Annotated in this window: 19 protein-coding genes; 10 read left to right on the forward strand and 9 right to left on the reverse strand. The window is 59.3% G+C overall.

The features are described 5' to 3' along the window. Nucleotides 1-18: 18 nt before the first annotated feature. Both AACY50_RS14975 and AACY50_RS14980 read right to left on the reverse strand, forming a co-directional pair. Nucleotides 19-279 carry a putative signal transducing protein gene (locus AACY50_RS14975; RefSeq protein WP_215502366.1) on the reverse strand — a complete coding sequence of 87 codons (261 nt, stop codon included), beginning with the start codon at nucleotides 277-279 and terminating at the stop codon, nucleotides 19-21. Nucleotides 280-288: 9 nt separating this feature from the next. Further along, nucleotides 289-471, reverse strand: a complete 183-nt coding sequence (locus AACY50_RS14980; protein WP_339432181.1) for a CPXCG motif-containing cysteine-rich protein — start codon at nucleotides 469-471, stop codon at nucleotides 289-291. A 142-nt stretch (nucleotides 472-613) separates the two neighbouring features. On the opposite strand from AACY50_RS14980, the gene AACY50_RS14985 reads away from it, so the two are divergent. Then, nucleotides 614-1,777 carry a 1-acyl-sn-glycerol-3-phosphate acyltransferase gene (locus tag AACY50_RS14985; RefSeq protein WP_339432182.1) on the forward strand — a complete coding sequence of 388 codons (1,164 nt, stop codon included), beginning with the start codon at nucleotides 614-616 and terminating at the stop codon, nucleotides 1,775-1,777. A 61-nt stretch (nucleotides 1,778-1,838) separates the two neighbouring features. Here AACY50_RS14985 and AACY50_RS14990 read toward each other — a convergent pair whose 3' ends face one another. Further along, complete coding sequence (locus AACY50_RS14990; protein WP_221731542.1) at nucleotides 1,839-2,117, reverse strand: hypothetical protein; 279 nt, start codon at nucleotides 2,115-2,117, stop codon at nucleotides 1,839-1,841. A 194-nt stretch (nucleotides 2,118-2,311) separates the two neighbouring features. Here AACY50_RS14990 and AACY50_RS14995 point away from each other — a divergent pair, with 194 nt between their 5' ends. Then, nucleotides 2,312-2,518: a hypothetical protein gene (locus AACY50_RS14995; RefSeq protein ID WP_016770662.1), complete on the forward strand. Its 207-nt coding sequence runs from the start codon at nucleotides 2,312-2,314 to the stop codon at nucleotides 2,516-2,518. A 105-nt stretch (nucleotides 2,519-2,623) separates the two neighbouring features. Here the strand turns inward: AACY50_RS14995 and AACY50_RS15000 are convergent, their stop codons facing one another. Beyond that, nucleotides 2,624-3,208, reverse strand: coding sequence for a YajG family lipoprotein (locus AACY50_RS15000; protein WP_221731543.1), 585 nt, complete (start codon nucleotides 3,206-3,208; stop codon nucleotides 2,624-2,626). 204 nt (nucleotides 3,209-3,412) lie between these two features. Between AACY50_RS15000 and AACY50_RS15005 the strand changes: the two genes are divergently transcribed. Beyond that, complete coding sequence (locus AACY50_RS15005; RefSeq protein WP_339465315.1) at nucleotides 3,413-3,646, forward strand: hypothetical protein; 234 nt, start codon at nucleotides 3,413-3,415, stop codon at nucleotides 3,644-3,646. 705 nt (nucleotides 3,647-4,351) lie between these two features. Continuing rightward, on the forward strand, nucleotides 4,352-5,860 hold the full coding sequence (gene mqo / locus AACY50_RS15010) for a malate dehydrogenase (quinone) (RefSeq protein ID WP_339432184.1): 1,509 nt from the start codon (nucleotides 4,352-4,354) through the stop codon (nucleotides 5,858-5,860). A gap of 64 nt (nucleotides 5,861-5,924) precedes the next feature. Here mqo and AACY50_RS15015 read toward each other — a convergent pair whose 3' ends face one another. The 3 genes from AACY50_RS15015 to AACY50_RS15025 form a co-directional block, all read right to left on the reverse strand. Continuing rightward, the gene (locus AACY50_RS15015; protein ID WP_339432185.1) at nucleotides 5,925-6,212 is read right to left on the reverse strand and encodes a PA4642 family protein; all 288 of its coding nucleotides are present in this window, start codon (nucleotides 6,210-6,212) and stop codon (nucleotides 5,925-5,927) included. Between the two features lie 63 nt (nucleotides 6,213-6,275). Continuing rightward, nucleotides 6,276-6,755, reverse strand: a complete 480-nt coding sequence (locus tag AACY50_RS15020) for a hypothetical protein (RefSeq protein WP_339432186.1) — start codon at nucleotides 6,753-6,755, stop codon at nucleotides 6,276-6,278. A 181-nt stretch (nucleotides 6,756-6,936) separates the two neighbouring features. Then, nucleotides 6,937-7,494 (reverse strand): hypoxanthine-guanine phosphoribosyltransferase, encoded by a 558-nt coding sequence (locus tag AACY50_RS15025; RefSeq protein ID WP_339432187.1) that lies wholly within the window; start codon nucleotides 7,492-7,494, stop codon nucleotides 6,937-6,939. Between the two features lie 165 nt (nucleotides 7,495-7,659). On the opposite strand from AACY50_RS15025, the gene upp reads away from it, so the two are divergent. Both upp and AACY50_RS15035 read left to right on the forward strand, forming a co-directional pair. Continuing rightward, entirely contained in the window at nucleotides 7,660-8,298 is a 639-nt protein-coding gene (gene upp / locus AACY50_RS15030) for a uracil phosphoribosyltransferase (protein ID WP_007912842.1), read from the forward strand. Nucleotides 8,299-8,300: 2 nt separating this feature from the next. Beyond that, nucleotides 8,301-9,575, forward strand: a complete 1,275-nt coding sequence (locus AACY50_RS15035) for a uracil-xanthine permease family protein (protein ID WP_339432188.1) — start codon at nucleotides 8,301-8,303, stop codon at nucleotides 9,573-9,575. A gap of 121 nt (nucleotides 9,576-9,696) precedes the next feature. Here the strand turns inward: AACY50_RS15035 and hemH are convergent, their stop codons facing one another. Continuing rightward, nucleotides 9,697-10,722, reverse strand: a complete 1,026-nt coding sequence (gene hemH / locus AACY50_RS15040; RefSeq protein ID WP_339538787.1) for a ferrochelatase — start codon at nucleotides 10,720-10,722, stop codon at nucleotides 9,697-9,699. 13 nt (nucleotides 10,723-10,735) lie between these two features. Then, on the reverse strand, nucleotides 10,736-11,638 hold the full coding sequence (locus tag AACY50_RS15045) for a TIGR01777 family oxidoreductase (RefSeq protein ID WP_339538788.1): 903 nt from the start codon (nucleotides 11,636-11,638) through the stop codon (nucleotides 10,736-10,738). Between the two features lie 202 nt (nucleotides 11,639-11,840). Between AACY50_RS15045 and AACY50_RS15050 the strand changes: the two genes are divergently transcribed. The 4 genes from AACY50_RS15050 to AACY50_RS15065 all read left to right on the forward strand — a co-directional run bounded on the left by AACY50_RS15050 (nucleotide 11,841) and on the right by AACY50_RS15065 (nucleotide 15,056). Beyond that, the gene (locus tag AACY50_RS15050) at nucleotides 11,841-12,827 is read left to right on the forward strand and encodes an NAD(P)/FAD-dependent oxidoreductase (RefSeq protein ID WP_339432191.1); all 987 of its coding nucleotides are present in this window, start codon (nucleotides 11,841-11,843) and stop codon (nucleotides 12,825-12,827) included. After that, nucleotides 12,824-13,039 (forward strand): TIGR02450 family Trp-rich protein, encoded by a 216-nt coding sequence (locus tag AACY50_RS15055; protein ID WP_339432192.1) that lies wholly within the window; start codon nucleotides 12,824-12,826, stop codon nucleotides 13,037-13,039. The genes AACY50_RS15050 and AACY50_RS15055 overlap by 4 nt, the downstream gene beginning before the upstream one ends. Before the next feature lie 113 nt (nucleotides 13,040-13,152). Continuing rightward, on the forward strand, nucleotides 13,153-14,115 hold the full coding sequence (locus AACY50_RS15060; RefSeq protein WP_339432193.1) for a YbgA family protein: 963 nt from the start codon (nucleotides 13,153-13,155) through the stop codon (nucleotides 14,113-14,115). Next, a complete protein-coding gene (locus tag AACY50_RS15065; protein ID WP_339432194.1) occupies nucleotides 14,115-15,056 on the forward strand; it encodes a MerR family transcriptional regulator in 942 nt (313 codons plus the stop codon). The genes AACY50_RS15060 and AACY50_RS15065 overlap by 1 nt, the downstream gene beginning before the upstream one ends. The last annotated feature ends 14 nt before the right edge of the window (nucleotides 15,057-15,070 follow it).

Below are 15,070 nucleotides of genomic sequence, written 5' to 3' on the forward strand. Positions count from 1 at the left end.
AGTAAAACGAACGTCAGCCTAACAGACCAGCGTCCCGGGGAAGCTCTCCGGTTCATCGCCGGGCAGCGGCAGCGCGGCATTGTACGCGGTGATCAGTTCGCGGGCGTACTCGGCCTGATCGTTATCCACCGAAAGCCCCAGCAGTCCAAAAATCGGCAATTCACCCGTGCCGCCGAGCAGATCCCGGCCCACCAGGTGCGCTTCAATACCTTCGCTGGCGAGCATGCCTTTGAGCATTTCGCCTTCCATCAGGCTCTCCGGTTCGTAGATTCGCTGCATGGGCGCCCCTCACTCGTTTTCGCTGAAGACTTCCAGGTGCCATTCTTCTTCGTGAACCTGCAATACGAATGTGATCGGCCGACAACACACCTGACAGTCCTCGATGTAGGTCTGGTCGCCGCCAGACAGATCCAGCGTCGTCTCGACATCTTCACCACAATACGGACATTCATACTCAGCGGTTTCCAGCATCGCGGTCTCCCAAGTGACTTGTGCGTATAATCGCCGGTCTATTTGCAGGGCTATTTTTGTCTGGCTACCTTTTCAGACCGTGCCCCGCGGGTTTTCGATCAAAACCTTTACTTACCCTAGCCGTTTCCAACAAGAGAGCATGATGGGCGAATTCGATGCCATCCGACCTTACGACGACAGCGAAGTACCTGCGGTACTGGCAAGACTGCTCGGCGACAAGGCGTTTCTAGATATCCTCACCCACTTCCGCTTCCCGCGTTTTGCCGGTCCTTTCGGCTGGATGCTCAAACCCCTTATAGCCCATCGGCTGCGTCGTGAGTTCGCCGGCGTCAACTCGGTAGCTACCTTACAAGATAAAGTCGAGTTCTACGTCGACCACACCATCGAGCGCGCCACCGATGGCGTGACCTACACCGGTGTCGAGCAATTCAAGTCAGGCAGTGCCTATCTGTTCATCGCCAACCACCGCGACATCGTGATGGACCCGGCCTTCGTCAACTATGCCGTGTACCACGCCGGCCTGCCGACCCCGCGTATCGCCATCGGCGACAACCTTTTGCAAAAGCCGTTCGTCAGCGATCTGATGCGCCTGAACAAGAGTTTTATCGTTCACCGTTCGATCACCGGGCGCCGCGAGAAAATGGCCGCGTACCAGTTGCTGTCGGCCTACATCAACCACTCGATCCGCAACGACTGCGCCTCGATCTGGATCGCGCAGGCCGAAGGCCGGGCGAAGGATGGCGACGACCGCACCGAGTCGGCGATCCTCAAAATGTTCCACATGAGCCGCAAGGACGAACCGTTCGGCGAAGTGATTCAGTCACTGAACGTCACCCCGGTGTCGATCAGCTACGAATACGACCCCTGCGACCAGGCCAAGGCCCGCGAGCTGTACATCCGCGCCACCACCGGCACCTACGCCAAAGTGCCGGGCGAAGATGACGTGAGCATCGCCAAGGGCATCACCGGCTACAAGGGCCGGGTGCATGTGAACTTTGCCGCGCCGATCACCGAGTGCTTCGAAGACACCAAGCAATTGGCGATCGAGATGGACAAGCAGATTCTGGGCGGCTACCGCCTGTTCCCGGTGCATTACCTGGCCTATGCGCAGTGGGCGGACGCTGATCCACAAGTGAACGTGCCGAAGGCTGCGGAGGTATTCCCGGCCGATGAATTGGCCAAGGCGCAAGAAGAGTGGCAGAGCCGACTGGATGCTTGCCCTGAAGAGCATCGCCCGTATCTGGTGCTGCAATATGCAACGCCGGTGCGCAATCAGTACCGGGTCAAGGCTGGGTTAGCGCTGTAAGCGGCGTCGGCCAGATACAGAAACGGCGCCCTCGAGCGCCGTTTTTCATGCCTGAAAATCATCAGTAGCGCGTGCTGATCCACGAAATGAGCAGTGCCAGGCCCAGGCAGGCAAAGCCAAAGCGATAGAAAAACCGATTCATGCGCAGCGTTGCCCAATCCAGAATCGGTTCGGCATTGGGCTGAGCCTGACGCTGGGCCGCGATACTGGCCATGGCGCGCTGTTCACGGCGGCGGGTCGCGTGCAGCAACCAACTGCCCGGAAACGCGAGCAACAGTGCCAGCAGATTGATCAATTTGGCGGGATGGGCGGTAAACAGCGTCATCAAGTGCAGCGACATCACAGACCCTCAAACTTAATCGGTGTGGCAGGCGCCAGGCGCGACGACCGCGGCGCGGATTTTACCGAAACATACCTTCGACGCCTCCCCTTTACGACAAATAACGCATCAATCGACCGATGGCTGTCCTGTGTCACGGCTTCGTCATGTGGATGCACCACCATGCGCGCCTCGAAACCGACACGGAACACGTCATGCTTCACGCTGAAAACCAGGATCGCCTGTACCTCATCACCCCCTACGACGATCAGCAAAGTCTCGTCGGCAGCCTTGCCTTCAATGTTCAGGATCGCCACTGGCTGGTGTATTGCGCCCTCGGCGGGCATCAGCATGCGGATTTGCCGGAGACGGATCTGCTGACAGGCGTGAGCGTTCTCGATTTCTATTCTCAAGCCGCCTGACCCGCCGCCGCTCCCACAGGGGATTTGTGCAAGGTTCAAAGACAGCGCCCACAAAAAAGCCCGGAGCCATCACTGGCACCGGGCTTTTTTATCTGCGCCGAAAGCTTACTCGGCGAGGACCTGACCCACGGTCGGGTCCTTGAACAGACGCGTCAACGCATCGCTCAACACGTCGCTGACCAGTTTGGTGTTGGTTTCCTGGTTGGGCGCCATGCCGAAGCGCTGATCCAGCGAAGCGCCGTAACGGCCGCTGTAGCGACGGTTGGCGTTCTGCACGTCGGAGCGGAAGGTCGCGCCAATAGTCGCCTCGGTCACGTACATGCCTTCTTTCGGCGACTGGTATTTCAGCTCCGCCAGGGTCACGGTCAACTGCGGTGCGTTCGGTGCGTTGTTGGTCGGGGTGAACCCGAGCAGACGCACGGCGGCTTCAGCCTGAGCCTGCAACTTGGGCAGGATCTGCTCGCGCTGCACGCTGATGACGCTGGTTTCCGGGTACAGACCGCCACGGGTGCCCAGGGTTGGCGACGGACGACCGTCGACCACACGCACCACCACAGGCTGGCCACGGCCGACCGCCGCCAGTTGCGTGGTCAGCTTCGGTTCCGGACTCAGTTGTTGCGGGCTGTGGGCGCAGCCGGCCAGAGTCAAACCGGCCACAGTGATCAAACCGAACAACAGGCGTTGCAACATGCTCTTTTCTCCAGAATCAGGCACAAACAGGCCCGCAGTATAGCGGTGGGCCACTGCGCGGAACCAGCACCGCACAATGAATACTGAAATGTCTGACAAACCCTGATGAAAGCGGTTCCTGTCACAGATTGTTCACCGCCCATACACCTTGACGTCACGGCCTGCGGGCAAGCTCGAACCAGTCCTCCAACAAGGTACTCGGCCATGCGCTATTTGATCTCGTTGTTCGCCCCACGCCCGCTGCACCGCTGCTTTGCCCTGCTCGACCGCAACGGCCACTGCCAGGCGTTCAAGCAGTGCAGCCTGCAGCCAATGGGCGACGGATGGGTGGAAATCGAAGAAATCCGCCTCAATTGGTTGCGTAAACCGCTGCCTGCCAGCGCCCGGATCGCCCCGCGTCAACCGCGCGCAAACGCTCAGGTCCAGTTGAGCATCTGACCGGATGCCTAATAAAAGTCATTAAACACAACCAACTCCGCGCATTTCTTCGATACAATCTCCCCCCGATTATAAGGACGTCTCCTGATCGGGCCCCGCAACAGCGTCAATGCGCATGCATCGACATCCAAATCGCCCACAGAGAGCCGCCCACACAGATCGAGTGAAGTTGGCGTGCTTGCCTGTTCCTGCGGCAAAAACCCGCTTTTCGCGAATCTGCAGAGCTGTCATTACGCTCGGCCACCGAGATGTTTTGCCCCTTCGGGCAGGTTGCCAGGCTTGGACAGCCCTTTTTTGAGGTTCACGTCTTCAAAAGAGCGTGAAAAAAACGGGTTTTCACAACTTCACAAGAGTGTGGCGAGCAAATGAATAGTTTTGCGTCTGAACATGCACCATTAGCGTCTGAAACAGCCCAACGACACAGGACCGGGTATACCTCGAATACCAGAGCCTGAAGCCTGTCCGCTACGGATTTGGTTGCACAAAACGGATGTCTCGACCATAAGTCGAATTGCCAGCCGCGCGCTGAAATGAGTTCATGGAGCTCGTAAAGCCAGGCCGCATGCGTCCGTCGAAGTTGCGAAAAATTGCGAAGATTCGGACATGGCGAACCTGACCATGGGCATCCTGGGTTTACTGACCTGCCCTTGAATGCCTGGCAGCCATGCCGACAATTTGGTGCTGCAGATTTTGGAGACGCGTTAAATGGCGCATAACGAAGCAGTCGACGTAGTTCTGGTTGGGGCCGGCATCATGAGTGCCACCCTTGCCGTACTGCTCAAAGAGCTCGATCCGGCGATCAAGCTGGAAGTTGTCGAGCTGATGGATTCCGGTGCTGCCGAGAGTTCCAACCCATGGAACAACGCCGGTACCGGCCACGCTGGCCTGTGTGAGCTGAACTACACGCCGCAGGCGGCTGATGGCACCGTCGACATCAAGAAAGCCGTGCACATCAACACCCAGTTCGAGGTGTCGAAGCAGTTCTGGTCGTACCTGACCAAGAAAGGCACGTTCGGCTCGTGCAAATCCTTCATCAGCCCGGTCCCGCATCTGAGCTTCGTGCAGGGCGACAAAGGCGTTTCCTTCCTCAAGGAACGCTTTGATGTGCTGCACAAGCACCACGCGTTTTCCGACATGGAATACACCGAAGACAAGGCCACAATGGCCGAGTGGATGCCGTTGATGATGCCGGGGCGCGCGCCGGACGAAGTGCTCGCCGCGACCCGGGTGATGAACGGTACCGACGTCAATTTCGGCGCTCTGACCAATCAGTTGCTCAAGCACCTGACCAGCGCCCCCGACGCTCAAGTCAAATACTGCAAACGCGTCACCGGCCTCAAGCGTAACGGCGCCGGCTGGACCGTCAGCATCAAGGACGTCAACAGCGGCAGCAGCCGTGAAGTCGACGCCAAATTCGTTTTCCTCGGCGCGGGTGGCGCGGCACTGCCGTTGCTGCAGGCTTCGGGTATCGAAGAAAGCAAAGGTTTCGGCGGTTTCCCGATCAGTGGCCAGTGGCTGCGTTGCGATAATCCGCAAGTGGTCAAACACCACCAGGCCAAGGTCTACAGCCAGGCAGCGGTGGGTTCGCCACCGATGTCGGTGCCGCACCTGGACACCCGCGTGGTCGATGGCAAGAAATCCCTGCTGTTCGGGCCATACGCCGGTTTCACCACCAAGTTCCTCAAGCACGGCTCCTTCATGGACCTGCCGATGTCGGTTCGCGCCGGCAACATCGGGCCGATGCTGGCGGTGGCGAAGAACAACATGGACCTGACCAAATACCTGGTCAGCGAAGTGATGCAGTCGATGGAGCAGCGCCTGGAATCCCTGCGCCGCTTCTACCCTGAGGCGAAAGCCGAAGACTGGCGCCTGGAAGTGGCCGGTCAGCGGGTACAGATCATCAAGAAAGACCCGAAAAAGGGCGGCATCCTGCAATTCGGTACCGAGCTGGTTTCGGCCAAGGACGGCTCCCTCGCCGCCCTGCTCGGTGCTTCGCCGGGTGCATCAGTGACCGTTTCGATCATGCTCGAACTGATCGAGAAGTGCTTCCCGGGCAAGGCCAAGGGTGAGTGGGCGGCCAAACTGGCCGAAATCTTCCCGGCCCGTGAAAAAGTCCTGGAAACCGATGCGGCGCTGTATCGCAAGATCAACACGCAGAACAACATCGCCCTGGAACTGGTTGAAGAAAGCAGCGAGACCCCAAGCTACGCTTGATCTTGCCGCATAAAAAACGCCCCGCACTCAGTGAGTGCGGGGCGTTTTTTTGTGCCTTGGGTTTTTAGCCGCGGGCTTTTTCGATCAATTCGATGTAGTCAGCAGCGTTGCGCTGATCCTTGATGTGGTCAACGAATGTCTGGCCCTGCTCATCCTTGCCATCCACGTCGTAACCCGCCGCGACAAAGAACGTCAGAAAGCGCTCGAAGTCATCGATGCGCAGGCCTCGGTACGCCTTGATCAATTTGTGCAGCGACGGCGAAGTGGCATCGATCGGTTCAAAATCGAGGAACAGCTTGATCTGCTCATCGCCAATCTCGTCACCAATCACTTGTTTCTTATCTTTACGCATTGCCGACTCCAGCTCGCAGACATGACACGGGGTCGGCAGTTTACCCCTGCCCCGCCGCCGGGCTCAACGCGATCGAACGGCCCCGGTGTGCAAATCGGCCCAGACATGGCCGTTGGCGTAGCTGAGGAACTGCACATACACGGTATCGTGGCGCAGCAAGTCGATCACCACGCGGTATTGCGACAACGGGTAAAACAGGGTGAGCGTCTTGCCCTTATCGTCGTAAACCGGTTTTTTCAGGCTTTTGCTTTCGCCATCAAAACTCACCAGCACCTGAGCGATCGTCGCGCCCTTGTTCAGGGGTTTGCCCTTGAGGCGAATCATCAGGGACGAGGTGACCGGAATCGGCTGCTGATTGGATGGGCGTTGCGCCCCCACGACCACCGAATAGTCGGTCACTTGCAGCAGTTGCTGCTGTTCGGGCGCGGCAGCGCGCAGGGTCAGGTCGTCCGGCGGCAGGAATTGACTGTGCATCGGCGCGGCGGCCAGAGGCAGGCTTAGGGTCAGCAACAGGGCGGCAAAGCTGCGGATCAAGAGGCTCATGACAGGCTCCGGGGGCGGGGCCGAGCACTCTAGCATGGGGTGTATGAAAATCGATCAGCGCACACCAAACAACTGTGGGAGCGGGCTTGCTCGCGAAAGCGGTGTGTCCCTTGTCAATGATATTGACTGACACGACGCCTTCGCGAGCAAGCCCGTTCCCGCCGTTAGATCAAGGCGTGGGTTACATGCCTTTGACGGCAAAGATCCCGTTGGCGTTGCGCCAGTAGCCTTTGTAGTCCATGCCGTAACCGAAGATGTAACGGTCGATGCACGGCAGGCCGACGAAATCGGCTTTCAGGTCAGGACGCGCTTTGCGGTCGTGATCCTTGTCGATCAGCACGGCGGTGTGCACTTTGCGCGCCCCAGCGTGTTTGCAGAAGTCGATGATCGCGCCCAGGGTGTGACCCTCGTCGAGGATGTCGTCGATGATCAGCACGTCGCGGTCGATGAACGAGACTTCCGGCTTGGCTTTCCAGAACAGGTCGCCGCCGCTGGTTTCGTTGCGATAGCGGGTGGCGTGCAGGTAGGACGCTTCCAGCGGGAAACTCAGATGAGTCAGCAGTTTGCCGGAGAAGATCAGGCCACCGTTCATCACGCAGAACACCACCGGATTGCTATCAGCCAGTTGTTCGTTGATTTGTGCACCGACGCGGGCGATGGCCGCCTCGACTTCAGACTCGGTGTACAGGCAGTCAGCCTCTCGCATGATTTGACGGATATGCTCGAGATCAGCGGACATGGTGCTCTCCAAGGGGTGGCGGAATCAGGAAAAGCGGGCAAAGGTACGCATCAAGCGAGGCCAGATCAAGCCTTTATGGACTAACGTACTCGATGTCCTATAGGACATCACCCTCGGATAGATTAATCTAGGCCGGTTTTTTTGCCCGCCGCCGGAGCCTTTCCCATGCCCATCCTTGAGATCCGCCATCCGCTGATCCGTCATAAACTCGGTCTTATGCGCCGCGCCGACATCAGCACCAAGAATTTCCGCGAGCTTGCTCAGGAAGTCGGCGCACTGTTGACCTACGAAGCTACAAAAGATTTGCCGCTGGAATCCTACGACATTGCCGGTTGGTGCGGCACGGTGTCGGTGGAGAAAATCGCTGGCAAGAAGATCACCGTGGTGCCGATCCTGCGCGCCGGCATCGGCATGCTTGAAGGCGTGCTGAGCCTGATCCCGGGCGCCAAGGTCAGCGCTGTGGGCGTTGCCCGCAACGAAGAAACCCTGCAAGCACACACCTATCTGGAAAAACTGGTTCCGGAAATCGATGAACGTTTGGCCATGATCATCGACCCGATGCTCGCCACCGGCAGTTCCATGGTCGCGACCATCGACCTGCTGAAGAAGGCCGGTTGCAAGGACATCCGCGCCATGGTGCTGGTGGCCGCGCCGGAAGGCATCGCCGCCGTAGAAAAGGCTCACCCGGACGTGACCATTTACACCGCGTCCATCGATGAACGCTTGAACGAACACGGTTACATCATCCCAGGGCTGGGCGATGCCGGTGACAAGATCTTCGGCACCAAGCAGAAGGACGCGTGACCATGCAGCAAGAGTTCAACGATCCGCTCTGGCGCACGGTGTTGTCCGGCGCGCAGATGCTGTTCGTGGCTTTCGGCGCCCTGGTGCTGATGCCGCTGATCACGGGCCTTGACCCGAACGTGGCACTGTTCACCGCAGGTCTTGGGACGATTCTGTTCCAGATCGTCACCGGGCGTCAGGTGCCGGTGTTCCTGGCGTCGAGCTTTGCGTTCATCACGCCGATCATTCTCGCCAAGGGCCAGTTCGGCCTCGCCGCGACCATGGGCGGCGTGATGGCGGCCGGTTTCGTCTACACCTTCCTGGGCCTGGCCGTGAAGATCAAAGGCACCGGGTTCATCGACCGTCTGCTGCCGCCGGTGGTGATTGGCCCGGTGATCATTTCGATCGGCCTGGCCATGGCGCCGATTGCCGCGAACATGGCAATGGGCAAGGCCGGCGACGGTTCCGAACTGATCCACTACCAGACCGCGATGATGATCTCGATGCCAGCGCTGCTGACCACGTTGATCGTGGCGGTGTTCGGCAAAGGCATCTTCCGCCTGGTGCCGATCATTTCCGGCGTACTGGTCGGTTTTGCCATGGCGTTCTATTTCGGCGTGGTCGATACCGCGAAGATTGCCGCTGCCCCTTGGTTTGCCATCCCGCACTTCACGGCGCCGGAGTTCAACTGGCAGGCAATTCTGTTCATCGTTCCGGTCGCGTTGGCGCCTGCGATTGAACACATCGGCGGCGTGATTGCGGTCGGCAGCGTGACCGGTCGCGACTATCTGAAGAAGCCGGGCCTGCACCGCACCCTGCTCGGTGATGGCATCGCCACTACCGCTGCGGGACTGTTCGGCGGCCCGCCGAATACCACCTACGCCGAAGTGACTGGCGCGGTGATGCTGACCAAGAACTACAACCCGAAAATCATGACCTGGGCGGCGATTTTCGCCATCAGCCTGGCGTTTGTCGGCAAGTTCGGCGCGCTGCTGCAGAGCATTCCTGTACCGGTGATGGGCGGGATTCTGTGCCTGTTGTTCGGTTCGATCGCGGCGGTGGGGATGAACACCCTGATCCGTCACAAGATCGACTTGGCCGAGGCGCGCAATCTGGTGATCGTTTCGGTGACGCTGGTGTTCGGGATTGGCGGCGTGCTGGTCGGCACGGGCACCGGGCCTGACGACTTCGGCCTCAAAGGCATTGCGCTATGCGCGGTGGTGGCGATTGCGCTGAACCTGATCCTGCCGGGCAATGACAGCTGGAAGCACAAGAAGGCGGATGAGCCGCTGGTCTGACGGCTGAAAATCTTTATTGCCTGAAGGACCGCTTTCGCGAGCGCTCCCACAGTGAATCTGCTGAGCACACAACATTTGTGGCAACACAGACCCTGTGGGAGCGAGCTTGCTCGCGAAGCTTTTAAAGCGCCAACGGCGCTCGTTCACACAGAGTGGCCAGCGCCTTCGCCCATTGCGGGTTGTCATTGAGGCACGGCACCAGCACCAGATCCTCTCCCCCGGCTTCGCAGAACTGCTCCTTGCCGCGATCACCAATCTCTTCCAGTGTCTCGATGCAGTCAGCGACAAACGCCGGGCACATCACCAGAATCTTCTTCACGCCGCTTTTCGCCAGCTCATCGAGCCGCGCCTCGGTATAGGGCTCGATCCACTTCGCTCGGCCCAGACGCGACTGAAACGACACCGACCATTTGCCATCCGTCAGCCCCATGCGCTCAGCGAACAACGCCGCCGTGCGCAGGCATTGCGCGCGATAACAGGTGGCCAAGACCTCAGGCGATGCGTTCTTGCAGCAATCTTCATTCTTGAAGCAATGATTGCCGGTCGGATCGAGTTTGGTCAGGTGCCGCTCGGGCAAGCCATGGAAGCTCAGCAGCAGGTGATCGTAGTCCTGCTGCAAGTGCGGCCTGGCGCTTTCGACCAGCGCTTCAATGTATTCCGGCTGATCGTAGAACGGTTGCAGCAACGAGAGCTGCACATTGAGATTTTTGCTGCCAATGACACGCTTCGCCTCTTCGATCACCGTGGTAGTGGTGCTGTCAGCGAACTGGGGATAAAGCGGCGCCAGTGTGATGCGTTTGTGCCCCGCCGCGACCAATCGCAACAGGCAGGTTTCAATCGACGGCTCGCCGTAACGCATCGCCAAATCAACCGGGCCACGGTTCCACTGTTGGGTCATCTGCTGCTGCAAACGACGACTGAGCACCACCAACGGCGAACCCTCCTCCCACCAGATCGAAGCATAGGCGTGGGCCGATTGCTCGGGGCGTTTGATCAGGATCAACGACACCAGCAAACGCCTTACCGGCCACGGCAGGTCAATCACGTACGGGTCCATCAAAAACTGATTGAGGTAGCTGCGCACATCGGCCACCGAGGTGGAGGCCGGGGAGCCCAGGTTGACCAGAAGCAAGGCGTGATCGGTCATGCAACGTCCTATTTCAGAGGCGGCTGGAGAGATCATCCAGGGCCGCGCGTAAATCCGTGAACTGGAAAGTGAAGCCCGCTTCCAGCAAGCGTGCCGGCGTGGCCCGTTGGCCGCCCAGCAACAACAAAGACATCTCGCCGAGGCCGACTTTGAGCACCAGCGTCGGCATCGGCATGAACGCCGGGCGGTGCAGTACGCTGCCCAACGTCTTGGCAAATTCGCGATTGCGCACAGGGTTCGGCGCGCACGCATTATAAGGACCACTCGCCTGATCGCGGAGCAGAAGAAAATCAATCAAGGCGATTTGATCGTCGATATGAATCCACGGCATCCACTGCCGGCCATTGCCCAGCGGCCCGCCCAACCCGAGCTTGAACGGCAGTAACAGCCGCGACAAAAAACCGCCCTCAGCCGACAGCACCAGACCGGTTCGCACCAGCACCACGCGAATGCCCTGAGACTCGGCACGCAGGGCCGTTTCTTCCCAGGCGATGCACAACTGACTGGCGAAATCGTCGATGACCGGCGGCGACTCTTCCGTCAGCTCACGTTCACCACCGTCGCCATACCAACCGATGGCGGACCCGGAGATCAGCAGCGACGGTTTCTGCGCCCGCGTTTCGAGCCATGCCAACAACGTTTCCGTCAGCGTGATACGGCTGCTCCACAGCAACGCTTTGCGTCGATGCGTCCAGAGTCGGTCGGCAATCGGTGCGCCAGCAAGATTGATGATGGCGTCGACAGTTTCTTCGCCGAGGTCCTCCAGGCGCGCAACTCCACGCACTTGGGCACCACAGGTTTTCGCGACCGTTTCCGGACGTCGACTCCACACCGTCAGACGATGGCCCTGCCCAGACCAATGTCGGCAGAGCTGACGCCCTATCAAACCAGTACCGCCGGTCAGCAATATATGCATGACATCTTCCTCGCGTGGCGTTTTACCCGGATCACTAGTCTATTTTTAGAAGCAGGGATCTTTTCTATCGGGCAGGCTCTATTGTTTAACCATAGGCCAAGCTGTCCGAACGAGAATGCTAGAAGTTATACCAAAAAACAAAATTGTACAGGTTTCATCAGCAGCGTAGTCTGTTCTGTACAGAAAGGTAAACGAGGCCCCTATGACTGTACCTATCGCAATCATCGGCACCGGCATCGCCGGGCTCTCGGCGGCCCAGGCTCTGACAGAGACCGGGTACACCGTCCAGTTGTTCGATAAAAGTCGCGGCAGCGGCGGACGCATGTCGAGCAAACGCAGCGACGCCGGTTCGCTGGACATGGGCGCGCAATACTTCACCGCCCGCGACCGGCGCTTCGTCACCGAGGTGCAGCGCTGGCAAAGCCAGGGCTGGGTCGCCGAGTGGACGCCGCAGCTCTACACCTATCAGGGCGGGCAACTCAACCTCTCCCCGGACGAACAGACCCGTTGGGTTGGCGCGCCACGCATGAGCGCAATCACACGCGGCTTGCTCGATGGCATGGAAGTGCATTTCGCTTGCCGGATCACCGAGGTCTTCCGTGGCGAAGAACACTGGCATCTGCAAGACGCCGAAGGTTTCACCCACGGGCCTTTCAGTCATGTGGTGATTGCCACGCCCGCGCCGCAGGCCACCGCACTGCTGGCCGCCGCGCCGAAACTCGCCGGGGCCGCCGCCGGGGTGAAAATGGACCCCACCTGGGCCGTTGCCCTCGCCTTCGATACGCCGCTGGAGACCCCCATCGAAGGCTGCTTCGTGCAGGACAGCCCACTCGATTGGCTGGCGCGCAACCGCAGCAAGCCGGGGCGCGACAACACCCTCGACACTTGGGTGTTGCATGCCACAAGCGCGTGGAGCCGGCAGCACATCGACCTGTCCAAAGAGGCGGTCATTGAGCAACTGCACGGTGCTTTCGCCGAATTGCTGCACGGCGCGATGCCCGCCCCGACCTTCAGCCTCGCCCATCGCTGGCTCTATGCCCGCCCGGCGACCGGCCACGAATGGGGCACGCTGGCCGATGCCGATCTGGGCTTGTATGCCTGCGGCGACTGGTGCCTGTCGGGACGTGTCGAAGGTGCATGGCTCAGTGGTCAGGAGGCCGCGCGACGCTTGCACGAGCACCTGCAATGAACCGCATCAATCCGCGCAAATTGCTGCTGTCGAAATGGACAGCAGCCCAGCCGAAAAACCGCGAGAAGCATTTTCTGGTGACCGAACTGTTCTGCGATGAGGAAGGCACGGTGCTTGAGATTGAGTTGCAGGCCGTGCTGACCCAGCGCGCCGAGCGACTCGATTGGCAAATCCTGAAAGACCCGGCTGAATGGCATTTGGGCTGGAAGTGAGCTCCCTCCCGCAAAAACCTATACAAATCATTTGACTTGTACACCCCACAATCTATGCTGAGGAAAAGTTGTACAGAGGCAAACCTCTGTACAGGTATAGATTCGAGGTGCTCATGTCCGAACCTTCTGCGCTTAAACCCAAAATCGCCATCAGCGCCTGCCTGCTGGGTGCCGAGGTGCGCTACAACGGTGGTCACAAGGAGTCGCGACTGTGCAGCCGCACGCTCTCGGAATATTTCGAGTTCGTCCCGCTGTGCCCGGAAGTCGCGATTGGCCTGGGCATTCCTCGCGAGCCGATTCGCCTGGTCGGCGACCCGGAGCATCCCGAAGCCATCGGCACCGTCAACCCCGCAATCAACGTCACCCAGCCACTGGCCGAGTACGGCCAGAAGATGGCCGCCGAACTGAATGACATCTGCGGCTACATCTTCATGCAGCAGTCACCGTCCTGCGGACTGGAACGGGTCAAGGTCTATCACGCCAACGGCGCCCCGGTGAACGGCGGCGGACGCGGCATCTATGCTCAAGCCTTCTGTGCACGGCACCCGGACTTGCCGGTGGAAGAAGCCGGCCGCCTGAACGATCCGGTGCTGCGCGAGAACTTCATTACCCGCGTGCTCGCCTACCGCGACTGGCAGCAGTTGCTTGCCCAAGGCCTGAGCCGCCGTGCCCTCACGGAATTCCATTCGCGCTACAAATATCAGCTGATGGCCCACAACCCTCTGCAATACAAGGCACTGGGGCAGTTGTTAGGCAACATGGCGCAGAGCGACCCTGCGCAACTGGGCCCTCGCTACTTCAGCGAACTGATGGCGGCGCTTAAAAAATGCGCCACCCGTGGCACGCACAGCAACGTCCTGTTACACATCAGCGGGTATCTGAAACAGGCGATCAGCGCCGAAGACAAACAAGAGATGCAACATGTCATCGGCCAGTACCGCCTCGGCATCGTGCCGCTGGTCGTGCCGTTGACCCTGCTCAAGCATCACTTTCGCCTCCATCCGGACCCGTACATTGCGCAGCAGGTTTATCTGCAACCGCATCCGGAAAATCTCAGCTTGCGAAACGCCATCTAATGACTGAAAAAACCGATAGCAGCGCCCAGGAAGACTTGGGCGCGGACTTTAAAAAAGCCCTCGACGAAGGCTGGCTGCCGATCCGCGAAGTGGCGCGGCAAACCGGCGTCAACGCGATCACTCTGCGCGCATGGGAACGCCGTTATGGGCTGATCGTGCCGCAGCGCACACCCAAGGGGCATCGGCTGTATTCGGCCGAGCATGTGCAACGGATCCTGACCATCCTCACCTGGCTCAACCGCGGCGTTGCGGTCAGTCAGGTCAAGCCGTTGCTCGAGACCCCGCAAGCGTTCAGCGAAACGGTGGAAAACGACTGGCAACGATTGCGTCAGACACTGTTGATGGCCGTCACGCAACTCAATGAACGCAACCTCGACGACAGCGTCAATCAAGCCATGGCGCTGTATCCGCCGCGCACCCTGTGCGAACAATTGCTGATGCCGCTGCTGGCCGATCTTGAGCAACGCTGGCAGGGCCAGTTCGGTGCGCAGATGGAGCGCGTGTTCTTTTATTCATGGTTACGCAGCAAATTCGGCGCGCGCATCTACCATAACAACCGTCAGTTGCATTCAGCGCCGCTGCTGCTGATCAATCACTCCGACCTGCCACTGGAACCTCATCTGTGGCTATGCGCGTGGCTGATCAGCAGCAACGATTGTCCGGTGCAAGTCTTTGACTGGCCGTTGCCAGCCGGGGAACTGGCATTGGCGGTCGAACATCTGCAATCGCGTGGCGTACTGCTGTATTCCAGCAAAGCCATGCAACTCGCACAGTTGCCGAAACTTCTGGCGGGGGTCAGTGGCCCAAAAATAATTGTCGGACCAACGGTATGCATCCACCACGCCGAGTTGTCCGTAAGAACTTGCGAGATAGCTGATTTGTACCTGGCTGAAGATGCGCTTTCAGCGCACCAGGTGCTCATTCAGCGCGGGCTGATTTGATGAACCCAGTGAAG

Origin of the sequence: Pseudomonas sp. RA_15y_Pfl2_54, assembly GCF_963971015.1 — a bacterium.
GTDB lineage: Bacteria > Pseudomonadota > Gammaproteobacteria > Pseudomonadales > Pseudomonadaceae > Aquipseudomonas > Aquipseudomonas baetica_A.